At 35.1% G+C, this 24,227-nt stretch carries 22 protein-coding genes; 17 read left to right on the top strand and 5 right to left on the bottom strand.

The window, feature by feature from the left end; genetic code table 11:
- The first annotated feature begins 431 nt into the window (after nucleotides 1-431).
- Nucleotides 432-1,676: a methyl coenzyme M reductase-arginine methyltransferase Mmp10 gene (mmp10, locus tag QZV03_RS01100; RefSeq protein WP_296873866.1), complete on the top strand. Its 1,245-nt coding sequence runs from the start codon at nucleotides 432-434 to the stop codon at nucleotides 1,674-1,676.
- A gap of 13 nt (nucleotides 1,677-1,689) precedes the next feature.
- On the opposite strand, the gene QZV03_RS01105 is transcribed toward mmp10, so the two are convergent.
- On the bottom strand, nucleotides 1,690-2,613 hold the full coding sequence (locus QZV03_RS01105; RefSeq protein WP_296873867.1) for a methanogenesis marker 7 protein: 924 nt from the start codon (nucleotides 2,611-2,613) through the stop codon (nucleotides 1,690-1,692).
- A gap of 55 nt (nucleotides 2,614-2,668) precedes the next feature.
- A complete protein-coding gene (locus QZV03_RS01110) occupies nucleotides 2,669-3,187 on the bottom strand; it encodes a hypothetical protein (RefSeq protein WP_296873868.1) in 519 nt (172 codons plus the stop codon).
- Between the two features lie 38 nt (nucleotides 3,188-3,225).
- Between QZV03_RS01110 and comB the strand changes: the two genes are divergently transcribed.
- From comB to QZV03_RS01135, 5 genes are all read left to right on the top strand, one after another.
- Nucleotides 3,226-3,912: a 2-phosphosulfolactate phosphatase gene (comB, locus tag QZV03_RS01115; RefSeq protein ID WP_296873869.1), complete on the top strand. Its 687-nt coding sequence runs from the start codon at nucleotides 3,226-3,228 to the stop codon at nucleotides 3,910-3,912.
- A 42-nt stretch (nucleotides 3,913-3,954) separates the two neighbouring features.
- Nucleotides 3,955-5,124 carry a TraB/GumN family protein gene (locus QZV03_RS01120; protein ID WP_296873870.1) on the top strand — a complete coding sequence of 390 codons (1,170 nt, stop codon included), beginning with the start codon at nucleotides 3,955-3,957 and terminating at the stop codon, nucleotides 5,122-5,124.
- A 66-nt stretch (nucleotides 5,125-5,190) separates the two neighbouring features.
- A complete protein-coding gene (locus QZV03_RS01125) occupies nucleotides 5,191-5,403 on the top strand; it encodes a DUF1922 domain-containing protein (protein WP_296873871.1) in 213 nt (70 codons plus the stop codon).
- A gap of 23 nt (nucleotides 5,404-5,426) precedes the next feature.
- Nucleotides 5,427-6,749 carry a hemolysin family protein gene (locus QZV03_RS01130; protein ID WP_296873872.1) on the top strand — a complete coding sequence of 441 codons (1,323 nt, stop codon included), beginning with the start codon at nucleotides 5,427-5,429 and terminating at the stop codon, nucleotides 6,747-6,749.
- Nucleotides 6,750-6,752: 3 nt separating this feature from the next.
- Nucleotides 6,753-7,697 carry a calcium/sodium antiporter gene (locus QZV03_RS01135; RefSeq protein WP_296873873.1) on the top strand — a complete coding sequence of 315 codons (945 nt, stop codon included), beginning with the start codon at nucleotides 6,753-6,755 and terminating at the stop codon, nucleotides 7,695-7,697.
- Here QZV03_RS01135 and QZV03_RS01140 read toward each other — a convergent pair.
- The gene (locus QZV03_RS01140; RefSeq protein ID WP_296873874.1) at nucleotides 7,656-8,531 is read right to left on the bottom strand and encodes a TIGR00269 family protein; all 876 of its coding nucleotides are present in this window, start codon (nucleotides 8,529-8,531) and stop codon (nucleotides 7,656-7,658) included. The two genes, QZV03_RS01135 and QZV03_RS01140, sit on opposite strands and share 42 nt — an antisense overlap.
- 52 nt (nucleotides 8,532-8,583) lie before the next feature.
- Here QZV03_RS01140 and QZV03_RS01145 point away from each other — a divergent pair, with 52 nt between their 5' ends.
- Nucleotides 8,584-8,889, top strand: coding sequence for an MTH1187 family thiamine-binding protein (locus tag QZV03_RS01145; protein ID WP_296873875.1), 306 nt, complete (start codon nucleotides 8,584-8,586; stop codon nucleotides 8,887-8,889).
- Nucleotides 8,890-8,897: 8 nt separating this feature from the next.
- Here the strand turns inward: QZV03_RS01145 and QZV03_RS01150 are convergent, their stop codons facing one another.
- Nucleotides 8,898-10,004 carry a DegT/DnrJ/EryC1/StrS aminotransferase family protein gene (locus QZV03_RS01150; RefSeq protein ID WP_296873876.1) on the bottom strand — a complete coding sequence of 369 codons (1,107 nt, stop codon included), beginning with the start codon at nucleotides 10,002-10,004 and terminating at the stop codon, nucleotides 8,898-8,900.
- Nucleotides 10,005-10,095: 91 nt separating this feature from the next.
- Here QZV03_RS01150 and QZV03_RS01155 point away from each other — a divergent pair, with 91 nt between their 5' ends.
- From QZV03_RS01155 to cofG, 5 genes are all read left to right on the top strand, one after another.
- Nucleotides 10,096-11,259 carry a tRNA (guanine(10)-N(2))-dimethyltransferase gene (locus QZV03_RS01155; RefSeq protein ID WP_296873877.1) on the top strand — a complete coding sequence of 388 codons (1,164 nt, stop codon included), beginning with the start codon at nucleotides 10,096-10,098 and terminating at the stop codon, nucleotides 11,257-11,259.
- 247 nt (nucleotides 11,260-11,506) lie between these two features.
- Nucleotides 11,507-11,983, top strand: a complete 477-nt coding sequence (locus QZV03_RS01160; protein WP_292807033.1) for an Lrp/AsnC family transcriptional regulator — start codon at nucleotides 11,507-11,509, stop codon at nucleotides 11,981-11,983.
- 193 nt (nucleotides 11,984-12,176) lie between these two features.
- Nucleotides 12,177-13,115, top strand: coding sequence for a GTP cyclohydrolase MptA (gene mptA / locus QZV03_RS01165; protein ID WP_296873878.1), 939 nt, complete (start codon nucleotides 12,177-12,179; stop codon nucleotides 13,113-13,115).
- Between the two features lie 11 nt (nucleotides 13,116-13,126).
- Nucleotides 13,127-13,567, top strand: coding sequence for a DUF2120 family protein (locus tag QZV03_RS01170; protein ID WP_296873879.1), 441 nt, complete (start codon nucleotides 13,127-13,129; stop codon nucleotides 13,565-13,567).
- 2 nt (nucleotides 13,568-13,569) lie between these two features.
- A complete protein-coding gene (gene cofG, locus QZV03_RS01175; RefSeq protein WP_296873880.1) occupies nucleotides 13,570-14,670 on the top strand; it encodes a 7,8-didemethyl-8-hydroxy-5-deazariboflavin synthase subunit CofG in 1,101 nt (366 codons plus the stop codon).
- Here the strand turns inward: cofG and QZV03_RS01180 are convergent.
- Complete coding sequence (locus tag QZV03_RS01180; RefSeq protein WP_296873881.1) at nucleotides 14,648-15,376, bottom strand: class I SAM-dependent methyltransferase family protein; 729 nt, start codon at nucleotides 15,374-15,376, stop codon at nucleotides 14,648-14,650. The two genes, cofG and QZV03_RS01180, sit on opposite strands and share 23 nt — an antisense overlap.
- Nucleotides 15,377-15,556: 180 nt before the next feature.
- Between QZV03_RS01180 and psmB the strand changes: the two genes are divergently transcribed.
- The 5 genes from psmB to QZV03_RS01205 all read left to right on the top strand — a co-directional run bounded on the left by psmB (nucleotide 15,557) and on the right by QZV03_RS01205 (nucleotide 24,186).
- On the top strand, nucleotides 15,557-16,171 hold the full coding sequence (psmB, locus tag QZV03_RS01185; protein WP_296873882.1) for an archaeal proteasome endopeptidase complex subunit beta: 615 nt from the start codon (nucleotides 15,557-15,559) through the stop codon (nucleotides 16,169-16,171).
- Between the two features lie 132 nt (nucleotides 16,172-16,303).
- Nucleotides 16,304-18,217 carry a beta-CASP ribonuclease aCPSF1 gene (locus tag QZV03_RS01190; protein WP_296873883.1) on the top strand — a complete coding sequence of 638 codons (1,914 nt, stop codon included), beginning with the start codon at nucleotides 16,304-16,306 and terminating at the stop codon, nucleotides 18,215-18,217.
- Between the two features lie 83 nt (nucleotides 18,218-18,300).
- Nucleotides 18,301-19,320: a phosphoribosylformylglycinamidine cyclo-ligase gene (gene purM, locus QZV03_RS01195; RefSeq protein ID WP_296873884.1), complete on the top strand. Its 1,020-nt coding sequence runs from the start codon at nucleotides 18,301-18,303 to the stop codon at nucleotides 19,318-19,320.
- Between the two features lie 13 nt (nucleotides 19,321-19,333).
- Nucleotides 19,334-20,362, top strand: coding sequence for an L-sulfolactate dehydrogenase (comC, locus tag QZV03_RS01200; RefSeq protein ID WP_296873885.1), 1,029 nt, complete (start codon nucleotides 19,334-19,336; stop codon nucleotides 20,360-20,362).
- Nucleotides 20,363-20,751: 389 nt separating this feature from the next.
- The gene (locus QZV03_RS01205) at nucleotides 20,752-24,186 is read left to right on the top strand and encodes a hypothetical protein (RefSeq protein WP_296873886.1); all 3,435 of its coding nucleotides are present in this window, start codon (nucleotides 20,752-20,754) and stop codon (nucleotides 24,184-24,186) included.
- Nucleotides 24,187-24,227: the final 41 nt, after the last annotated feature.

Consider the following 24,227-nt stretch of genomic DNA (forward strand, 5'->3'; position numbering starts at 1 on the left):
ATTTTTTCACCAAATTGAGTTGAGCTACAAAGCAAGTTTTTTGCAATAGCCAGCCATATGGTATACAAATTTTATTTTATCAAAGATATAATATAAAGATTACCTATGAAATATTTTAGAAAAGTTTATAAAGTATAATAAAACATTTTTTATTTAAGAAAAATGCTGTCAAAAGTAATACTTTTTTATTAACCTAAAAATTTATTAAAATAGATATAATTTAATTAAATCATTTTAAATCATATTTAATACCTAAAATTCTAATCTTTTTTTATATACTCAAAATTTAAGAATAATATTTAAGATTAAAGGAAAAAATTAAATTATTACTTTTGAGGTTCCAAGTAATAAATAATACTAAAAGTAATACAAAAAAATTCTAAAAAAAATATGCTGAATTATAAATAAAATGAAATAAAATATTAAATATTATGCAAGTTGTAGCAGATGTTGGAGGAATACCTGGAAGAGATTGTAACGGTTTTTGCAAATACTGTTACTTTAGAAAGGTAAAGGAAGTTAAGACCTTTGGCTGTGCACACTGTTTACCAAACAAAATTGGTTGTGAAAGATGCAGTAAAGGAGTTGCTGAATCACAAGGTGCCTTTAAAGCCCCATTTGAAGTGATAAACGAAGTGCAAACCGCTTTAATGATGGGAATGCCACAAGGTGAAGTGAGTGCATATATCAGTGGTGGAGGAGATATCAGCTGTTATCCACACCTGGAAACACTAACTGCCAACTTAAATCAGTTTTCAATCTCATCAGTACTGGGATACACATGCGGCAAAGGTATAAACGATTCAAACATGGCTACAAGATTGATAAATAACGGAGTTAAGGAGGTCTCATTTACTGTTTTTTCAACCGACCCTCAACTTCGAAGGGAATGGGTAAAAGATCCGAACCCTGACGAGGGCCTGAAGGCATGCCAGATATTTTGTGAAAATATTGATTTGACCGGAGCATCAGTAATCATCCCAGGAGTCAATGACGGAGATGTTTTAAGGCAAACCTGTAATTCCCTAGAGGAATGGGGTGCAAAGGGAATGCTTTTGATGAGATTTGCAAACACATTCAATGAAGGGTTGATTTTAGGCAATGAACCGATTATAAAAGGAATTGAATCACAGCCCGTAGAGGATTTTGCAGAACTTGTCAGACAGATTAACTCCGAGTATAAATTCAGAGTCAGCGGAACACCATTGTGCGATCCTGAAACCGGCGGCCCATTTGCAATAGCAAAAGATGAAAATGAAGTCTTCCTGCAATTCATCAAACCTGTTACCGGAGAGGCTACAATCATAACCTCAAAAATAGCCGAGCCATTCATTTCCAAAATATTCAAAAAAATTGAAGCTGACAGCGTCAATGTTGTTGCATGCGAAAAGGAAATAGCATGTCTGATAACAAAAGAAGATTTGGAAAAACTGGACTTATCCGAAATCAAGGATGCAGTGATATTGCCAGGCAGGTCATTTGTCCATCAGCTGGATGCGGAAAGAATTTTGAGTGCAGATGGTGTTGATAGAATCATAGGCCGTGGCCCGGATACATTAAGTGTTGATGGGGAACTAAGCATTGACATGACCGATGAGAATGTCATAGAAAGAGAACTTGAAGAGTTCAACGATTTGGTGGATGCAATCAACTTCTTTGGTATGAGAAGAATTTAAAAAAAAGAAAAGATTAGTTTGAATCCTCGACAAGAGAACTCTCACTATTAATTTTAACCAATATATAATCATACATTTTTGATTTTTTAATCTCGGAAATCTCAGATAATTTTTTACCGTCAATCACCACATTACCTATATCTTCTGCATAGGTATCATAATTCAGTTTTACACGAACACCATCCAATTGTGAAGTTACCGGAGTTGGAGAGATAACATCCTTAATTTCTCTAATTTGATTTTCAATTGCATTTTTAACAACAATGGATGGAACCAGTGGTGAATCTAGAGCCATTTCACGTTTTCTATCACTTAAAATTTGTTCAATGGTTTCAACTAACTTATCCAATGCACGTATATCCGGACCCCTTCTGAGTCTTCTTGGAATTCTACCAAGGCCCCCTACATATGCATCTGCTCCTGGAAGTTCGTTAACATCTATTTCAGGTGCACCTGTGACAATTACAGGTATATCAATATTATCATAAAGGAATGATTTTTCTTTAATACAATTTTCAAAACTGCCCAATACAAAAATAGCAATGTCATGCTCTTCAATCAAGTCTTTTTCTTCCTCGGTAATTCCGGAGGTTCCTTTACCGTCTCCACGAGCAAGACCTATCATGTTATCCTTTGCACCGAATTCACGCAAGTATTCAGAAATGTCACATGCAGCATGAGGCAAGTGATGTCTTGCAAGAGTAGGAGAGACGATTGCAATTTCAGAACCGGCCATTGGAGCAACGGATAGTTTTGCCAGCAATTCTTTAGATTTTTCTTCGATTTTGTCAACATCTTCCATTGGAACGGCCATATTCAATACCAATTCCATCTGTTGAACACTATCTTGAAGAATGAATCCTCCCAAATCTTCAATCAATTCTCTTATCTCTTCACTTTTGTGAACTCCACCAGTAAATAATAATGTTTCATACATTTTAACAACTCTCTAAAAATGCAATTATATAATATAATAATTTTTAATTCATATCTTATATTAAATTTTCTAAAATCGAATATCTCAGTTCTGCCTTTTTAAATGGATTTTTTGAAACTTCATTGTGTGATGGAATCTCAACCAGATTATCGGTTTCTGTAACCTTATCTTTTAAATAATCTGGATAAATCACATATTGGAAGTTTTCAACCACTATATCAAATCCCATATCCAAAACTATGTCCTTCAGGAATTCGGAATAAACCTTTACATTAATTCCCCTTTTAAAATCGGAATTCAGGTATTTTTTACAAATTTCAAAATCATCGAAATATGAAATTATATCCCCATCATCCAATTCATGGGATGTCAGCTTGGAAACCTGCTTTATGCTTTTAAAAATTTGTGAAGGAGTGTTGATTTTTACCCTAAGTGCAGGCATGTCCACCTTGCTTTCAGATAAAAGTATGGCCAAATCCCCATCTTCTGTTTGTGGAAACTTGTTTATCACATAATCGGTTATGCCCGCACATTTTACGATCTCTTCACACATTGGTGTTGTGACGATTTTCATAATAATATTATATAGTATCATTCAATATAAATTACTTCATGAAAGTTACATTGAGTTTTGAAGATACTGCAAGCAGTGACGTTTCCATTATGGTTGATGCCCTAAGGGCCAGTTCCACAATAACATTGGCCTTAAATAAATTCAAAAGGATAATTCCATGCTTTACCCCTGAAGAAGCCTTCGATTTAAAAGAAAAAACAGGAGGAGTTTTAGCAGGCGAACGTGGCGGAAAGCAAATTGAAGGATTTGACATTGGAAACAGCCCTTGCGGAATTAAGGATTATGAAAGTTCACATGACACGCTCATACTAACAACAAACAATGGAACAAGAATACTCGAAAACATGGACTCAAAAGTATTGGTGGGTTCCATGGTCAATGCAAAGGCGGTTGGCCTAAAAAGCATTCAATTGGCTGAAAGCCATATTGATGTGGTTATGGCCGGAGTAAACGGAAAGTTTGCAATCGAGGACTTTCTGGCTTCAGGCGAAATACTATACTGGATTTGTCAAAATCTGGATGAATATGAACTGAGCGAATACGCAAAGTCCGCAATTTTGGCAAGCAGAGACTATGAACTGGTAAAAGATGCTTTTTTAACATCCAGAACTGCCAAAAGGCTAATTGAACTTGACTACGAGGAGGACGTCAGACTTTGCATGATGAAAAACATAAGTGAAAATGTAGCCAGATATGATAAAAATGAATTAACTTTATATATCTAGATTTCATTAATATTATTAGAACAATTTTAAAGATGTGTTTTTTTGAAAAGGGAATGTTTAAAAATAATAGGTACTGCTCACGTTTCACAGGAAAGTGTGGACGAAGTAAAGGATGCCATATACGAATATCAACCGGATGTTGTTGCAATCGAGCTTGACAGAGGCCGATACACAAGACTGAAAGAGCAGATGATGGGCATTGAAAGAGATGACCCCATATCCGTAACCAACATCATCAAGGAAAATAAGGTTGGATTATTCTTCACAAGCACATTACTTAGTTACTTTCAATCAAAAATTGGAGCGGACCTTGATGTTGCGCCGGGTTCTGAAATGATTGGTGCAATTGAAGCCAGCGAAGATTTGGGAATACCAATTGCACTCATTGACAGAGATGTGAACATAACCCTGCAAAGAGCCTTGAACAAAATGGGATTTGTTGAAAAGGCAAAATTCATATTTGGTTTAATAGCTTCCGTTTTCGGATTGGATGATGAGGAAGATATTGACGTTGAAGAGCTGAAAAATCCGGAAAACCTTGATGACTTGATGGACATGTTCAAGGATGAGGCTCCAAGTGTTCATGAAGTTTTGGTTCATGAAAGGGATGCATATCTCGCAGGAAGCATTTTAAGAATCCCACAGGATCATGTGATTGCGGTCGTAGGTGCGGGCCACAAGCCAGGTATCGAAAATTATCTTGACAATCCGGAGACATTGCCTAATCTAAGAGATTTGGAAATAATCAATGATAAGAAAGGTATTCCATGGGCAAAAATATTATTGGGTCTGATTCCATTACTGTTTGTTGTGATATTTTTTCTGGCATATTTTAGCGGGATAAACATTACAGGAAACATCTTTGAATTCATTATAATCAGTATGATTATGGGATTTATCGGATCAATCCTTTCCGGTTCCAAACTCATATCTGCAATCGTTGGAGGAATAGTTGCGCCCCTGACCATCATTCACCCCCTGCTTGCTGCAGGATGGTTTTCAGGACTGTGTGAAGCAAAATTCAGAAAAGTCAGACCAAGTGACATTAAAAATCTGACAAAAATAGAAAGTTTTAGGGACTTATGGCAAAACAACATATTCAGAATACTCCTTGTGGTAATTGGAACCAATTTAGGAGTCAGCATTGCAACTTTAGTTATCTTACCTTCCCAAGTATTCATACCATTATTCATGAGAATATTCGGAGGATAGAATACTTTTATATAATCATATTTATAATATTTATAATTACTATTAATTTTAAATGGAAAAATTATCATGTATCTTATATTTCGTTGTGACTGTGGAAGGGCATTATACGCCAAGGAAGGCGTTGCTACACGCAAATGTGTTTGTGGAAAGACATTGAAAGTTAAATCAAGACGTATTTTTCAAAAAGTAGCAACCAGAGAGGAAGCCTCTCTTGCAGTACAGCAAATGCAGGATAAAATATACAAAAACACAGGCTTTATGAGAGCCAGTGATTTGTAATTAGTTTTAATGGTTTGTCAAAAATGATTGGAACGATACTCAAAATAATTATTATATTAATTTTAATATTTATCAACGGATACTTATCTATGGCGGAACTTGCCGTTGTTTCCGTTAGAAAATCGAAAATGCAAAAATATCTTGATGAAGGAAATAAAAAAGCTGAAATCGTAATGAAATTAGGTGAAGACCCTAACGAATTTTTATCAACTGTACAAATTGGAATTTCTCTTACCGCAGTTTTAACTGGTGCATTTGGTGGGGCCACACTGGCCGAACCTCTTGCAAAGCTAATTTCATTTATCCCTTATAGTGAACCTATTAGCTTAATTGTGGTTGTTATAATAAGTACATACCTAACACTGGTTATCGGCGAAATCGTGCCAAAGGTCATTGCATTAAATGACCCTGAAAGAATATCCCTTCAAGTTGCAAAATATATGGAAATTCTCTCAATAATTTCAAGACCTATAAGTTTCATTCTTGCAAAATCAAGCAGTTTCCTTTTATGGTTAATGAGAATTGATCGCAGAACAGATGATGCTGTTACTGAAGAGGAAATCGAACTTATGATTAAGGAAGGAAGAGAAGATGGAACTATCGAACAAGAGGAAGAAGACATCATCAAAAGGGTTTTCAAGCTCGATGACCAAAAAGTCGAAAGCATCATGACCCCCCGTAATGAAATCATTTGGATTGACCTTGAAGATGAAAGGGACATCAACAAGATTAAAATCATTGAAAGTAAAAGGTCAATATTTCCAATTGCCAGTGGTGAATTAGATGATTTCATAGGTGTTGTTCAGGCCAAGGATATTCTTGCAGCACTATTTAACGATGATGAATTTGACATTCATAAAATTGTCAAAGAACCATTGGTAGTTTCAGAACACCTTGAAACTTTGGAACTGCTTAAGGAATTTAAGGAAAACCAGGAATATGTACACATGTCACTTGTTGTTGACGAATTCGGTAGCGTCGAAGGGTTAATCACTTTAAACGATTTACTTGAAGGTATTGTTGGAGACATTCCTGGAATTGATGAGGAAGATGAACCTAAAGCAACTCAAAGATTAGATGGAAGCTGGTTAATAGATGGAAGATATCCAATTGATAAATTCAAAGAACTATTTGAATTCAAAGATAAATTACCTGATGAAGAAGAAGACAATTACACCACACTTGCAGGATTTATCTTAAGCCTAAGCGGTACAATACCTGATGAAGAAGACAAATACGAATGTGGAAGATTTATCTTTGAAATAATCGATATTGACGGACACCAAATCGACAAAGTTCTCGTGACCGATTTGGGTCCAGAAGAACCAGTGATAATAGAGGAATAAAAAATGGACGCAGGAATAATAATTCAAATTGTATTACTGCTTGTGGGATTCGTATTTTTAATAAAAGGATCCGACTTTTTTGTTGATGGAGCAAGTAGCATTGCGGCAATTCTTAAGATACCTACAATCATTGTTGGTTTGACAATTGTTGCATTCGGAACAAGTGCTCCCGAAGCTGCAGTATCAATTACTTCATCAATAGTGGGCAACAATGCAATGGCTGTCAGTAACGTTGTTGGAAGTAACCTCTTCAATATGCTGATGGTAATCGGTATAGCTGCATTGATGAGTAATTTATTAATGGAAAAAAGTGTTTTAAATAAGGACTTGCCTTTCCTTGTTGGAATTACCGTATTATGGGCAATATTTCTTGTAATAGGATGGGACATCTCAGCCATTGAAGGAATCATCTTACTCGCACTCTTAGTGATTTATGTAGTCTACCTTATTAAAGATGCTAAAAAGTCCAGTGATGCAAATTATGTTGAAAAGCCAAAATTGACAACACCTAAAAGTATAATCTTCATTCTTGTGGGACTTGCAGGAATCATAATAGGTGGGGATTTGGTAGTTGACAGTGCCTCAGCAATAGCAATCGCCCTTGGAATGAGTGAAACCCTTGTTGGTTTGACCATTGTTGCAATCGGTACATCATTACCTGAACTTGTTACCTCAATTACCGCTTTAAGAAAAGGTGAAAATCAATTGGTTATAGGTAATGTAGTTGGTTCCAACATATTCAACATATTATTCGTACTTGGGGCAAGTAGTGCAATAAGTCGAATACCTCTCGACTCAAGCATGTTAATAGATGTACTATTTATGGTAGCAGTAACAGTATTATGCTTCATATTTGGTAAAACCCAAGAAAAATATGATAAAAAAGAAGGTATTATATTAATAATACTATTCATTGCGTATATGGCATTCGCAATCCTTAGAAATTAAATCTTTTAACTCACAAGCCTTACAGATATTAGATGAAGTCGGCTCACCACAGACTTCACATTCGTTAAGGTTTGTGTTTATATCATTTTCAAAATTCAAAATCTGTTTGAATGACTCCATCACATTAACCTTGACACCGGGATGCTGATCTTCACTGACATTTAAAAACTCCTTGATTTTTGCCCTAAGTGACAAATGGGAATAAGGACACTCATCTAGATGTATGTCAATATCATTAATTACAGCCCACATGCCGACTTCCTTTTCGGGAGTGTTCCACAACGGCTTTATTCTTGGAACGAGTTTCGGATGAATAACATCAAGTTCAGGCCCAAATTTGGAGAATTTGATAGTATCTCCACGTGCAAAGCTCATTAAGAATGACTGAATCTCATCATCCAAATTATGTCCGGTTGCAATCTTAACCGCACCAAGTTCATAGGCAGTTTTATTTAAAATGTTACGCCTAAACACCCCACATGGGATGCATGCGCTTTTAAAATTAGAATAGATATCATCCAATGCAAAACCCTCTTCGGACTTGAATGATTTTTGAACAAGCTCAATATCCAAGTCCTTTGCATTTTTAATGGCAGAATCAATACCGTGTTGCCTGTAGCCTTCAATACCCTCATCAACACTGATGGCAACCAAATCAAAATCAAGGTATTTTTGATAATTTTTCAGTGCATGCAATGTCAGTACACTGTCCTTACCACCGGACAATGCAACGGCTATCAATTCACCTTCCTTAATTAATTGATAATCATCAATCAGATTATTGATTCTTGTAAAAATCTTTTCATTGAATTCATCTTTGTTTAATTTCACCATTACTAAATTAATTTATACAATAATAAATAAATAATTTTCTTAGGTGAAAATTATGATTACTTGTGATTTTGCAATATTGCCAGTAGGTACAGAAACTACAGAATGTAAAGACTATGTAACCGCAGCCGTACAGTCAATAAAGGATTCCGGTCTGAGTTACCAGTTGACAGGTATGGGAACACAGATTGAAGCAGAAAATCTAACAGAATTGTATGCTGCCATAGCCAAAGCCCAGGAGGCAGTGTTTGACGTTGGTGTTGGCAGGGTCTATACAGTTATAAAAGTAGATGACAGAAGAGATCTGGAAAACAGAACTTTGGATGCGAAAGTGGATACGGTTGAAAAAATGTTAGAATGAGTTAGAATTTAATCTAACTCGTTAGAAGCAGTTTTTACAGCTTCAATAACTAAATCCAAATCTTCTTTTGTTAAATTAGGATGAACAGGTAGGGAAATCACATTGTCTGCTGCAAGTTCTGCATTTGGACAATCCCCTTCAAATCCGAGAATTTTATAGATTGGCTGATTATATAACGGAATAGGATAATGAATTCCTGTTCCAACACCGCACTCATTGATTATGTCAACCCAATCATCACGGTCTCCTTTTTCAACACGGATTGTGTATTGGTGATATACATGTTTTGAACCGTCAGCACAGTAAGGAGTAATGACTCCGTCAACATCCTTCAATCCTTCGTTCAAGTAAGCCGCATTTTCTATTCTTTTGTCATTGAATCCGTCTATTTTATCCATTTGTGCAAGACCTATCGCTGCTGCGATATCAGTCATTCTAAAGTTGTATCCTATTGCATCATGATGATATCTGACGCTTGCCCCATGTGCACGGAATATTTTTGCTTGTTCGGCCAAATCCTCATCATCGGTGGTTATTATTCCACCTTCGGAAGTTGTCATGTTTTTGGTTGGATAAAAACTGAAGCATGCCATGTCACCCATACTTCCAACCTTTTGACCTTTGTAGGTTGCACCATGAGCCTGTGCGGCATCTTCGATAACGATCAAACCGTATTTTTCAGCAATTTCATTAATTCTGTCCATGTCAGCTGATTGGCCGTATAGCTGAACAGGTAAAATAGCCTTGGTATTTTCAGTTATCAAATCTTCAATTGAGTCAGGGTTTAAAGTGTAAGTTTTTAAATCAATATCTGCAAATACCGGTTTTGCACCAGTATAAACGATAGAATTCCCACTTGCAATGAAAGTGAATGGAGTTGTGATTACCTCATCGCCTTCACCGATACCGCATGCAAGAAGTGCTGTATGCAATGCAGCAGTACCTGAGTTTACGGCAATACCGTATTTTGCTCCAACCCATTCAGCAAATTTTTGTTCAAACTCTTCAACTTTAGGTCCTTGAGCAATCATACCGGATTTTAAAACTTCAACTACATTTTCTATTTCTTCATCACCAATTAATGGTTTTGCAATAGGAACTTTAATATCTGACACATTTATCACCAAATAGATTATTATACTATAATATTTAAATCTAATAATATTTAAAATATTAGTTATTAAGAAAAACTACGAGTGAGAAGTAATGGAAGAATATAAAATAAAAACTATAGAAGAAGGATTGACAAAAATTGAATTTCCGGAATTTGAAAAGGTTTCATCCGCCGCACCGGTTTTTTATAATCCCCATATGGAAATGAATAGGGACCTGTCTATTCTTGCAATCCAGGTTTTCCAAAAACAAGAGGACCGTGAAATCAATATCTGCGACTTGTTCGGAGGAAGCGGAATTCGTGGAGTAAGATATAAAAACGAAATCGATGGTGTCGGCGAAGTTGCCATAAATGACATTAGTGAAACCGCCAATCATTATGAACGCCACAACATTGAATTGAATGGTTTGAGTGATGTTGAAGTGTATCAGCATGACGCAAGCATGTTCTTAAGGATGAAACGTGGTGAATTTGACGTGATTGATATTGATTCTTTTGGAACCCCTTCTCCATTTTTAGATTCAGCAGGATATTGCGCTCGTAGAAATTCACTTTTATGCGTTACTGCAACCGACACCTCAGCATTGTGCGGAACCTATGAGGAGCCATGCATTCGCAAATACAATTCCAAACCTTACAAAAGTGAATACTGCCATGAAAACGGTATCAGAATTTTGGCAGGTTTTGTTGCACTTACACTTTCAAAGTATGCAAAGTACATTGAAGTGAAAATGTCACACAGTACTGAACATTATATGAGATTATACCTAGAAATTAAAAAGGGTTCAAAAAGAACAGATGAATCTTTAAAAAATTTAGGATATATAAGTCACTGCAAACACTGCCTGCACAGACAGACAAGCCATGGTTTGGCCAGTCCAATTGATGAAATATGTCCTGTTTGCGGTGAAAATTTAACCCATGCCGGACCTCTGTGGCTCGGAAGTATTCAGGATGGCGAATTTATTCAAAAAATGATTGATGAAGCTGAAAATAAAAAGATAAATACTGAAAAGGAAGCTTTAAAGTTATTGAACAAATGTCTTGTTGAAGCTGATGCCCCTGTAAGCTTTTATGATGTTCACAGCATATGCAAATCTTTAAAAGTCAGTGCACCAAAATTTGACTTAATTTTAAATGAACTTGAAAATAATGGATTTAAAGCTATAAGAACCCATTTCAATCCAATTGGCATTAAAAGTGATGCAGGCATCGAGGATATTAAAAAAATTTTGGAAAAATTAAATGAAAATTAAAAGTATTACACTGTTATAACAAAAATTTATAAAAAAACATAAAAAATAAGTTGCATTGGCAATATTTAATCAAATTTTTTAAAAATTATGGCAAGTAAAAATTACAATTAGTACAATATGCAAAAAATTTTAAAAAAAAATATCAAAAATACAACAACTTTTATATAATATGAAAACCTTACTATATAGCATATAGTTAATAATATCAATTAACTAAAATTTAAAAATATAATTAAGGAGTTTTCAAATGGTAAAGACTAAAGATAATGTCGTCAAACTTGATGATACTGATATTAACATCCTTAAAATTATCAATGAAGATGTAAGAACATCTTACAGACAAATTTCACGCAGTTTGGATGTGTCTGTAGGAACCGTTCACAATCGTATTGATAAGATGGTAAAATCTGGAGTAATCAAAAAATTCTCTCCAGTAATTGACCATGAAAAATTAGGTTTTGTTTTAACTACAATCATCGGAGTTAGAGTAAAAGGCGGAAAACTAAAAAATTGGGAAGAAAAAACTTTCTTCAATAAAAATGTTGTTGGAATTTATGATGTGACTGGAGAATATGATGCATTTTTAATTGCAAAATTCAGAAACACCAATGAATTAAACGCATTCATTAAAGAATTATTAAAAGACCCAATTATAGAAAGGACATATACTCAAACTGTTCTTGATGTTATTAAAGAAGACATGGGATCTTCCAACATATTATAACTTTTTTTTCAAAAGTAGTTCAAACTACTTTTTTATTTCTTATTTTTTATCAAAGTGTATATTTTATACTTAAATATATAATAAATATTACAATGTTATATTGACCTTACAAAACTGTCAAATAATCATTTAAGTATATAAATGAAAAAATACAATATTAATAATATTTAATTATTAAAACGAGGTTATTAAATTGGCAGTTTGCTTACCCGATACTCAAGACGACACTCCAAGTGTGCCCATAAAATTAACCAGAGTGGGTGTCACCGGAGTAAAAAAATTATTACAACTAGAAAGAAAAAATAAAAGACCTATAATTTTACTACCTTCTTTTGATGCATTTGTAGATTTACCAAGTGATCAAAAAGGAGTTCATATGTCTAGAAACCCGGAAGCCATTAGTGAAGTCCTCGAAACTGTAGCTAAAGACTCTACCGTAGATGTTGAATCATTATGTGCAAAAATCGTTGACAAAATGATGACCAAGCACGAATATGCAAGACGTGTTGAAATCTCAATGACAACCGATTTTATGTTCATGAAAGAATCACCAGTTACCAAAAATAAAACTCAGGAAATGGCCCAATTGAAAGCAAAAGCAATTGGACTTAGAGATGATGACGGTAACGTGACTATCAGAAAAAGCATAGGTGCGGAACTTATTGGAATGACCGTTTGTCCATGTGCACAGGAATCCGTAAGGGAATCCGATAAATTAAAATTATTAGAATTCCTTGATGAAGAAACTACACAAAAAGTTTTAGATACCGTGACATTTGCTTCTCACAATCAAAGAGGAATAGGAACACTCTTAATCGAAGTTCCAGAAGACAAAAGCGTTAAAGCTGAAGACTTGATTGAAATCATTGAAACTTCAATGAGTTCACCTGTATGTGAATTACTTAAAAGACCTGATGAAAATGCAACCGTAATGAATGCACACAGAAAACCTGTATTCGTTGAAGACTGCGTCAGGAACATGATGGAAAAAATTGTAAAAAAATATTCCGACTTCCCAGACGATACATTAATTACAGCACGCCAAGAAAATCAAGAAAGTATCCACAGACACAACGCATATGCTGAAAAGGTCACTACACTTGGTGAGTTAAAAGAAGAATTAAATATCTAGGGATGACTTTAATGAAAAAAACTTATGAAATTGCAGGAGAAGTAATGGGATTTTTTAATTCATTTAAAGGATCAAGACCTGCAATAGATAATGAAAGAATACTTATTGTCAGAGGAAGATCCAGAAAAGTTCTGCCATTAGATGAATTTGAATCCAAACTATTGGAAATCGGAGAAATCCTAGGCGGAAAGGAACTGGATGCAACTTCCGAAAAAATTTCAAAAATCCTGGAAATCGGTGATAAAAACATTAAACGAAGTGAAGTGTCAACCAACAGTGTGGACAGCAAAGGATTCATTAGGATGAAAGAGGAACTGGAATCAATGGGCCTTGTTGTTGCATATAAAGTGTTTGAAGTTCCTAAATTCGATGTTATTATTGCAATCTGGGAAGACAAAAACGAGATACCTCCATTATATGTGGAAGTTACCGTTTCAGAACATGACGATTAAGCATGACATCAAAATTAACCAAAGAAGATATTCTCAAGGTATTGACTGCCCAAGATAGCGAGATTATAAGCTATATGGCAGAAACCGTCAAATACCGAGAGAATCATCTTATTACTTATTCTAAAAATATTTTTATACCATTGACTGAAATCTGCAGAAACGATTGCGGATACTGCAATTTTAAAAAGAATCCTGATGACCCCGAAGCCATTATCCTTAAAAATAAGGACGAAATACTGGAAAGTCTAAAAGAGGCTGAAAGGTTCGGGTGCAAGGAAGCCCTTTTCACTTTTGGAGAAGATGCAGATGAAGAAATGGCCGTTCAGCTAAAACTTAAGGAATACGGCTATGAAAAAATGATTGACTATGTTGTTGACATCTGTCAGATGACACTGGATGAAACATCCCTGCTGCCACATACAAATGGTGGAAACTATTCATTTGATGACCTGAAAAGATTAAAGGAAGTCAATGCCTCAATGGGATTGATGCTTGAAAACTCATCATCAAGACTGATGGAACTGCCGGCACACAACAAGAGTCCCGGAAAAAATCCGATTTTAAGACTTAAAACAATAGAAAATGCAGGAAAGCTTAAGATTCCATACACCACCGGAATTCTGATTGGAATTGGTGAGACAAAAGAGGAAATTGCAGAATCACTTCTTGCCATCCGTGACCTGTATGATTCATATGGGCACATTCAGGAAGTCATCATTCAAAATTTCACACCAATACCTGGCATTGAAATGCAGGACTGGCCAGAACCTAGTTTTCTGGATATGATAAGGACAGTGATTGCAGGAACCCTGCTCTTTAAGGATACTGATGTAAGCATTCAGGTCCCTCCAAACCTAAACAACGATACCGCCCAAATATTTCTTCTCTGTGGTGCCGACGATTGGGGCGGAGTATCACCAGTCAGTCCAGATTATGTAAACATCACATCCCCTTGGCCGGGAATTAATGAGCTTCAGAAATTAACTGAAGATGCAGGTTTCAAGCTGATTGAAAGATTATGCGTTTATGACAAATACATCAACAGCGAATGGCTTAATGATAACCTTATAGAACATATATCTAATATATCCGGGCATCAATAACCACATGCCAAACGCCCGGAGAGTATTTTTTAATTCTATTTATTTTTAAAAGTTCAACATCACGATTTTGTGCAACGGACTTGATTCTCTCGAGGGGTCTTGTGTCGATTAGTTTTTCGGGAACGGTTTCATGATAATGCAGAATTCCACCCTCGTTGAGACTGTCTATGGCGACCTTGAGATAATGGTGAGTGGTTTTGACATAACCCATCAGTATACGGTCTGCACGATACTTGGGAGTTTCAATCATGCAGTCCCCTAAAACCGGAGTTATATTATCCAACTTGTTTAACCTGATATTTTCACAAAGGTAATGGTAGGAATTAGGATTAATCTCGATTGAGATAACCTCTGAGGCATTGGCATGAACACCTATAGGTATGGAAAAATAGCCGATGCCTGCAAACATGTCAATTACCCTTTCACCATCCCGAACAAGTTTTGCTATTCTTAAGCGTTCATTGTTGTTGCCCTTTGACCACATTACCTTGGCCAAATCAAGTTTGAAAAGGCATCCGTTTTCCTTGTTTACAGTTTCGGTTTCCTCACCATATAGAATTTTATAAACAGGTTCCCTTTTGGTTCCCTGAATATGGTCAATCTTCATTATGGTTTTAACATTATGCTTTCTTGACATGCCTTCAAAATCCGTATCCTGACAATTATTATCAATTATTAGAATATCCCCAATTTTTTTATATTTCATAACACACCTATAAGAAAAGTTTATATATGCCAATATCTAATATTACTATTGTTAGTTAATACTAATTATTGATTCTGATTTTAAATAAAATTAATCTACTAGATTAGTTTATATTTTGTTAAATTAACCTATGAGTAGTTGAAATAAGATATTTTAAATACTTATATGAGGTGTATTTAAATGGATGATAAAATACTAGAAGGTACAACCACCGTCGGAATTACTTGTGAAGATGGAGTTGTATTTGCAAGCGAAAGAAGAGCTAGTATGGGAAACCTTGTAGCTCATAAAGTTGCAGAAAAAATATTTAAAATTAATGATCATATTGTAACAACCATAGCTGGTTCTGTTGGAGATGCTCAAAGTTTAATGAAAGTTATCGAAGCGGAAGTTTCCTTATACGAAATGAGAAACAACGATAAAATCAGCGTCAAAGCGGCTGCTTCATTAACTGCAAACATCCTACGTTCCGGACCAATGTATGTTCAAACATTACTTGGTGGAATGGACGGAGACAAACCATCTCTATACTCACTCGACCCAGCAGGTGGTATGATTGAAGATACTTACATCTCAACCGGATCAGGTTCCATCGTTGCATACGGTGTTCTTGAAGACAGATTTAGAGATGACTTAACAACTGACGAAGGACTTGAAATAGCCATAAGAGCTATTAGAGCCGCAGCTGAACGTGACACTTACTCCGGTAACGGATATTTAGTCGCAAAGGTTACTAAAGACGGCTTTGAAATGTTAGATAATGAAAAAATTAATGAGATTCTTGGAAAAATATAAGTAAGCTAATTTTTCATAACTAACTATTTTTTTATATAACCGTGTAGATAGTTTATGAAGATTAACTAATTTACAAGCTTAAACAGCTTTCATAAACTATATTCCTACACAAACTTTTTTTGAAGGGATTATATGACTTCAGATATTTTAGAGGATGTTAAAAAAGAGATTTTAGGCAAGCTACCAGATGAAATTCAGGTTTCAAAAGTAGAATTTGAAGGGCCTGAAGTGGTGGTTTACACAAAAAATCCGGAAATTATTACTGAAAACGGTGATTTAATAAGATCACTTGCAAAAGAACTTAGAAAAAGAATAATTATCAGATCTGACAAAAGTGCTTTACTTGAACCAGAACCAACAATTAATAAAATTCACGAAATTGTTCCGGAAGGAGCTGAAATTACTGATATTTACTTTGATACCGTAACTGGTGAGGTTGTCATAACCGCCAAAAAGCCAGGACTCGTTATTGGAAAATACGGTGTTACCTCAAGAAATATCGTCAAAAATACTGGTTGGGCACCAAAAATCTTAAGAACTCCACCTATCAGTTCAGACATTATTGGAAAAATTAGAACTATTCAAAAGAATAGCAGCAAAGATAGGAAAAAATTATTACAACGTCTCGGACGTCAAATCCACCAGGGAAGCAAATACCCTAATGACTGGGCAAGAGTTACTTCAATGGGAGGATTCAAGGAAGTAGGACGTTCATCAATGTTGTTGCAAACCCCTAACAGTCGTGTATTATTAGACTGTGGTGTTAACGTTGCTGCATCAGACAATAAAAATGCATTCCCTTATTTGAATGCTCCAGAATTTTCAATCGAAGAATTGGATGCAGTCATTATTTCTCACGCTCACTTAGATCATTGCGGATTTGTACCTTACCTTTTCCATTACGGATATGATGGACCGGTTTACTGTACAACTCCAACCAGGGATTTAACAACCCTATTGCAGTTTGACCACTTGGATATTGCTCATCGTGAAGGAAATCCTTTACCATTTACATCCAAACACGTTAAACAGGCAATCAAAAATACCATCACACTTGATTACGGTGAAGTAACAGACATCTCACCGGACATCAGATTAACCTTACACAATGCAGGACACATCCTAGGTTCAGCAATCTCCCACATGCACATTGGAGACGGAGCCCACAATTTAGTATATACCGGAGACTTCAAATATGAACCGTCAAGATTACTTGAACCTGCAACAATTCGTTTCCCACGTGCAGAAACCGTGATTATGGAAAGTACCTACGGTGGAAAGGAAGATGTTCAACCTTCAAGAAACAATGCCGAAAAAGAAATGATGAAAACCATCTACAAAACACTTAAACGTGGAGGAAAAGTCCTTGTTCCTGTATTTGCTGTGGGAAGGGCACAGGAACTGATGGTAGTGCTTGAAGAATATATGAGACACGGCATGATTGAAGAGGTACCAATCTACATAGACGGAATGATTTGGGAAGCTACCGCAATCCACACTGCAAGGCCTGAATACTTAAGCAAAGACTTAAGAGACCAAATATTCCATATGGGAAGAAACCCATTCATCTCAGAAATGTTTGAAAAGGTACAAAACCACGACCAAAGAAAGGACATCGTTGAATCAAAACAGCCTGCAATCATACTGTCAACCTCAGGTATGCTGACCGGCGGAAACTCTGTCGAATACTTCAAATGGTTATGTGAAGATGAAAGAAACACCATCATATTTGTAGGATACCAATCCGAAGGATCCATGGGAAGAAGGGTTCAAAAAGGATGGAAGGAAATTCCTCTTGAAGATGATGACGGAAGAACCAAACAGTTCCACGTCAAAATGCAGGTTAAAACAATTAATGGATTCAGTGGTCACTCCAACAGAAGACAATTAATGGAATATGTTAAAAGACTCAATCCAAGACCTGAAAAGGTCATCACATGTCATGGAGACCCATATAAGGCAGTCGACTTGGCTTCATCAATCCATAGAAGTTATAAGATTGAGACCAAAACTCCAATTAATTTAGATTGTGTAAGAATACATTAATATATTAATTAATACAAAAATCATTATGTATGAAATGTTGTGTAATACCGCAACATTAATTTATTTTTAAAAACGGTGTAATTATGGCAACTTATTCAGAATCCGGTGTTGACATTGATTTAGAAGCAGTCACTGTTTCTGCACTAGCTGATAAACTCAAATCAACATTAGAATGTAGAGATATTATTACCGACAGTGGTCACTATGCAGCTTTAGTGCGTTTAGGCGACAAAGCCATTGCAATGAGTACTGATGGTGTTGGAAGTAAGATTTTAATTGCTGAAATGATGAACAAATACGATACTGTAGGTATTGACTGTATTGCAATGGTTGTAAACGACATATTATGTGTCGGAGCCGAACCTATAGCACTGGTTGATTACCTTGCTGTTGAAAAACCAGACCCTGAAAGAGCAGCTGAAATAGCTGAAGGATTGGTTAAAGGAGCAAACGAATCAAAAATTGCAATCATCGGTGGAGAAACCGCATCATTACCTGGAATTATCAAGGACTTTGACCTTGCAGGAACAGGTATCGGATTTGTAGATGTTGATAAAATCATTACCGGCGAAAATATCGAACCTGGAAATGTTTTAATAGGTATCAACAGTAACGGAATTCATTCCAACGGATACAGTCTGGCCAGAAAGGCAATATTTGAAGATGCAGGACTTACTGTTGACGATAAGATGCCAAACGGTGAAACCACAATCGGTGAGGAGTTAATTCGTCCTACCGAATTATACGTTAAACCTATAGTTGCACTATTTGAAAAAGAATATAATATCAATGGACTTGCCCACATTACAGGAGGAGGTTTCACAAACCTCAGACGTCTTAAAAAAGGCGTAGGGTACGAAATCAATAACCTTCCGGAAGTCCCTGAAATTTTCAAACTTATTTATGAACAAAATGTTGACATCAAGGAAATGTATAAGGTTTTCAATATGGGTGTCGGTTTTGTTGTTATCTGTGAGGAATCAGAAGCAGATAAAATCATGAGCACTTTAAAAGATTATTGTGAATGTCAAATCATTGGTAAAGTAACAGATGATGAAAAAATCACCGTTACCGCTTTTGAAGGATCTCAAATTGAATACTAATAGAGGTGTGTAAATGAAGATAATGAAAGATAAAGAGTTAGCTCTTGTAAAGGAAATTTTAGCAAAGTTAGGAGCTAGTGAAGAGGACCAAGAATTAGTTGCAGAAGCAACATTAGATGCAGATTTAAAAGGATTTACATCACATGGACTTGGAAGATTCCCACAATACCTAATTAGTATCAAAGCAGGAACCATCAACTTGGAAGATAACATAACTATCGAAAAGGAAACCCCTGCAATCGCATTGATTAACGGTAACAGTGGATTCGGCCAGGCAGTATCCTATAAGGCAATGCAAATAGCAATCAAAAAAGCTAAAGAAGTAGGTATTGCATGTGTAGGAGTTCACAATACCAATCACTTTGGAGTAACCGGATTTTATTCCGATTTAGCATTAAGGGAAAATTGTATCGGACTTGTTCTGGCAAATACCGACCCTGCAATTGCACCATTAGGAGGTAAAGAAGCATTAATTGGAACAAACCCTGTTGCATTAGGAATTCCATCCGACACATACATTACTGTCGACATGGCAACATCCGTAACCGCACGTGGTAAAATCATCGAATCAAAAAGAAAAGGACTTGATTTACCAGACGGATGGGCATTAGATAAAGATGGAAAACCAACAAACGACCCTGAAGCAGCACTTGAAGGATCCATCTTACCATTTGGTGGATTTAAAGGATATGCATTATCCCTACTTATTGAAATCCTAACCGGACCGCTAGTACAGGCAGGCTACGGTCATGGAGTAACCGGAACCGCTTCACCTACCAAAGACTGTACCAAAGGAGATTTGTATGTTGTAATCGACCCATCCAAATTCGGAGACTTTGAAGATTTCAAGGCACATACCGAAGACTTTGTATCACAGGTAAGGGCTACCGGTGAAACCGTTGCTATTCCAGGAGACCTTGAGGTTAAAAGGATTGCTGAAGCTGAAGAAAACGGTGTTGCAATCGATGAAAAATTATATGAACAATTAAAAGGAATCTGTGACGATTTGGATATTGACATAGATTCATATGTTGAAAACTAGTTGAGTTATTTTCATAACTCACAATTTCTATTTTTTCACCCAAACCACCCATTAATTTAATTGATTTTAGACATCATATTTTTTATTACTCACAGTAACCTACTTATTTAATCAAGGTTACTTTAATATTTATGAAAGTAACAATCCAACCACACTGTTTTTAAACATGACATGTATATGAAAATTTGATTATGATTAATTTTTTCAATTTCAATAATGATTTTTTGTACAGTTTTACAAGTTTAAAGCAATATTAATACTGAAATAAGTAAAAAAAATATGAAAATAACAAACCTTTAAATGTAAAAAAATTCAATATTTTAATACTGAAAATCATTTATCAGATTTTTTATAAAAATATGGTTTTCAAAAAAGGAGGACAATAAACTATGAAATTAAAAAATTCTTACATATTGATAGGAATAGCCATATTTCTATTAATAAGCATCGGATCCGTCTGTGCTAGTGAGAATGTCACCGATAACGTTGATGTTCAAACGGCTGATGACGGAAAAGACGTTGTCCTCAGTGATACTGATGAGAACGTACCCGATGAGACAGCTCAAGAAAAAATAAATACAACTGTTGAAACTAATGACGAATATAAGTTTAAACAGGATTCAAACAAAACTTTGGAAGTAAAAGTTAAAGATAACTCTTCAAATCCAATTAGTGTAAATAAAGATAATTTATCCGTAATGAATGGAAACAAAAGTATTGCATTTGACTATACAGGAACCATCATGAAAATTACAGAAGCATTGCCTTATGGAATTTACAATCTTACAATCAATTACTTAGGCAGTGAAAATTACATTAATTCAAGCAAAGTTATCGCTGTAAAAATATATGGAAACAACACTATCGAAACCGAAACCAGTGTTGTTTGCGATGGAAAGAATATTGAAATTCCAGTTAAAGTATTCGATCAGGCCGAATACATTGACTTGGTCAAAGATAATTTCAATCTAACATTAGTATATACCGATGAAAACGGAAATGTAACCAATCAAACTATAGGTCGTGACCAATTTGATATTATAAACAATAAAACAATCAAATTCACTGCACCAGTTACATTAAGAGACGCAAGATTAATTATAAACTATACTAATGCAACCGAACCTAAAACTGTTGACATCAAAGTTAGTACTGAAGTCAAATATAAGCAAACCAAAGAAAAATACACATCCGAAGAGATTAAAAGCATCAGTATCACAATCCTCTACGGTCAAAATAATAACTTAACAATAACTAAAAATGATTTAAAAGTCTTTGATAATGGAAAAGAAACTACTAGCTTTACATATAATAGTGCCAATAAAAACCTTACTCTCAACTTAGCTGTGGGAGTGCACAACATAGTAATCTTATATAAAGGTAATTCAACTTATGCTGCATCCAACGCAACCCTAACTATGAAAGTAAGCGGCAATAAGACAATGAAACCTCAGGAAACTGCAAGCGTTGGTTCTGATAATTATACTGAGATTACCATAAATCTTAGTGACGGTGCAGATCCAGTTAATGTAAACTTAACTAATTTAACTGTTACATTATTCTATAAATTTGAAAACAAAACATCAAACATAACTGTTCCTGTTAGTAATATTATCCTTGAAAGTGACAAACAAACAATTAAGTTTAAAGTAGATAAAAAATTCGATACAGCATATGTTGATATCAAATACAGTGCTGAAAATAATTTAACCGGTAAAACCATTCTTAAAGTGGGCAGTGAAACTATCGTAATTCCAGATACCATTAATGTGGGAACCGGTGAAGTAATTAACTTTACAGTAAACGTAACAGCGGCTAACGGTACTGAAATAACTGTTAGTGATAAAAACATTAAAATCCTGAACAACGGCAAAGAGGTTAAATTCACATGCAACGGTTCAGTTGTTACATTAACCGACAAATATAATTTCGGAGTTTACAACTTAACCGTTCAATATATCGGAACCGAAAGCATTGCAACTTCTGAAAAAATCATTGCATTGACCGTTTATGGAATTAATGCAACTAAAACTACTACCATTAACTCCACTAAAAAAGGAGAAATCAAAATAAACATTATTAATGGTACTGTGCCTATTGACATTACCAAAAATGATTTGAACTTAACTGTTACATACAAAGATGGAAATGTTACTAAAAACATTACCATTACTAAATTCGAATATACAAACGGAACATTAACATTCACTCTTGAAAACGGTAACTTCACTACCGCAACATTAACTATCAGATATAATCAAACTGAAGTTAATGTTACCCTAAACAGAATCTACAATATAGAGATTGTTCCAGTCACTGTAACCAATGACTATCAGGATGGTAACTTCACATTTAAGTTAGTTGATATTGATGATGAAGCTTTAGTATTATCCAAAAAAACAGTCAGCATATCAATGACCAAAAATGGAACACAAATCTATTTCATCACCCGTACATCAAGTGGAGGATACAATATAGGTACCACAACCTCATTAACCAGTGATGAAAATGGTATTGTAACTTTAGCAAACCAAAACTTCTATCCTGGATTAGTTATAAGTTCTAGCATTTTCCCACCTGTTGGAACCTATGTTGCTACAGTAACCGGATCAGGTGCTCTTAATGGTTCAAACAAAACCACCCTTACAATCAACATGGTTGACGTAAAACTTGAACTTGAAGCATTTAACGAATACTACGGAACTGATAAAAAAGTTACAATTAAAGTAACCAATGCAAAAACTGGTAAAGCACTTGCAGGAGTAACCATATTCCTTAATATTACTGGCGCTACTTTATCCAATCCTAATCAGATGACTAATGAAAACGGTACAATCCAACTTGGTGTAAGCGGATTGCCAACCGGAACTTACCAAATGAACTTTAAAACAAATGACACTAACCTAAAAAAAGCAAGTGGTTCAGGAAAATTCACACTCAAAAAGATTCCTGTAGTCATCAATGCTAAAAACGTTAGTGTTTATTTCAATACTGGAACCACCTCAACTATTACAGTTAAGGATAAGAACGGTAAAGCTGTAAATGGAATGTACTTGCTTGTAAGACTTTACACTACCTCTACAAAATACAATGATTACCTGTTCCAGACCAACAAAAAAGGTCAAGTTTCATTTAGTGCATCATTAGCTGTAGGTAAACATAAAATTGTTATTAACTCAGCAGATACCAGATATCAAGCAAGTCAAGTTACCAAAACTATTACAGTTAAAAAGGCTAGTGCAAAAATCACTGCTAAAAAAGTTACCGCATACTACAAAGACGACAAATACTTAACTGTCAAATTGACTAACACTAAAAACAATAAAGCAATCTATGATGCTAAACTTAACATCAAGATTTTTGTTTCCAAAAACAGATACTACAACTACAAAGGTAACACCGGTATGAACGGTCAAATCAAATTATTACTTGACACATTAAAACCAGGTAGCTACAAAGTTGTAGTTAGCGGTGCAGACTCCAAAAACTTCAATGCTAAACAAGTTACAAGCAAAATTGTAATCAAAAAAGCTCCAGCAAAATTAGTTCCTAAAAAATTAACTGCTAAAAAAGGTGCTAAAAAGTACTTCCAAGTAACAGTTAAAAATAAAAAGACTAAAAAAGTTATTACAGGAGTCAAAATTAAAGTTAAAGTTTACACCGGTAAAAAGGCTAAAACTTACACTTTAAAAACAAACACAAAAGGTATCGCCAAACTTAATGTCAATAAGTTAAAAGTTGGTACACATAAAGTTGTCGTAACATCCGCTAACAAGTATGTTACAGCTAAACAAGCAAAATCAACTATTAAAATTAAACGATAAGAGAAATTAACTTTCTCTTACACTTTTTCTTTTTTAAAAAA

Source organism: uncultured Methanobrevibacter sp., from assembly GCF_902788255.1.
In the GTDB taxonomy this organism is placed as follows: Archaea; Methanobacteriota; Methanobacteria; order Methanobacteriales; family Methanobacteriaceae; genus Methanocatella.

Coding starts and splice junctions, on each gene's coding strand:
- purM (WP_296873884.1), top strand. CDS start 18,301: ATGGCAACTTATTCAGAATCCGGTGTTGACATTGATTTAGAAGCAGTC.
- QZV03_RS01205 (WP_296873886.1), top strand. CDS start 20,752: ATGAAATTAAAAAATTCTTACATATTGATAGGAATAGCCATATTTCTA.
- QZV03_RS01130 (WP_296873872.1), top strand. CDS start 5,427: ATGATTGGAACGATACTCAAAATAATTATTATATTAATTTTAATATTT.
- QZV03_RS01135 (WP_296873873.1), top strand. CDS start 6,753: ATGGACGCAGGAATAATAATTCAAATTGTATTACTGCTTGTGGGATTC.
- QZV03_RS01180 (WP_296873881.1), bottom strand. CDS start 15,376: ATGAAATATAAAAAAATTGGGGATATTCTAATAATTGATAATAATTGT.
- QZV03_RS01145 (WP_296873875.1), top strand. CDS start 8,584: ATGATTACTTGTGATTTTGCAATATTGCCAGTAGGTACAGAAACTACA.
- QZV03_RS01155 (WP_296873877.1), top strand. CDS start 10,096: ATGGAAGAATATAAAATAAAAACTATAGAAGAAGGATTGACAAAAATT.
- comB (WP_296873869.1), top strand. CDS start 3,226: ATGAAAGTTACATTGAGTTTTGAAGATACTGCAAGCAGTGACGTTTCC.
- QZV03_RS01125 (WP_296873871.1), top strand. CDS start 5,191: ATGTATCTTATATTTCGTTGTGACTGTGGAAGGGCATTATACGCCAAG.
- cofG (WP_296873880.1), top strand. CDS start 13,570: ATGACATCAAAATTAACCAAAGAAGATATTCTCAAGGTATTGACTGCC.
- QZV03_RS01110 (WP_296873868.1), bottom strand. CDS start 3,187: ATGAAAATCGTCACAACACCAATGTGTGAAGAGATCGTAAAATGTGCG.
- QZV03_RS01190 (WP_296873883.1), top strand. CDS start 16,304: ATGACTTCAGATATTTTAGAGGATGTTAAAAAAGAGATTTTAGGCAAG.
- mmp10 (WP_296873866.1), top strand. CDS start 432: ATGCAAGTTGTAGCAGATGTTGGAGGAATACCTGGAAGAGATTGTAAC.
- QZV03_RS01170 (WP_296873879.1), top strand. CDS start 13,127: ATGAAAAAAACTTATGAAATTGCAGGAGAAGTAATGGGATTTTTTAAT.
- QZV03_RS01105 (WP_296873867.1), bottom strand. CDS start 2,613: ATGTATGAAACATTATTATTTACTGGTGGAGTTCACAAAAGTGAAGAG.
- psmB (WP_296873882.1), top strand. CDS start 15,557: ATGGATGATAAAATACTAGAAGGTACAACCACCGTCGGAATTACTTGT.
- QZV03_RS01160 (WP_292807033.1), top strand. CDS start 11,507: ATGGTAAAGACTAAAGATAATGTCGTCAAACTTGATGATACTGATATT.
- QZV03_RS01140 (WP_296873874.1), bottom strand. CDS start 8,531: ATGGTGAAATTAAACAAAGATGAATTCAATGAAAAGATTTTTACAAGA.
- comC (WP_296873885.1), top strand. CDS start 19,334: ATGAAGATAATGAAAGATAAAGAGTTAGCTCTTGTAAAGGAAATTTTA.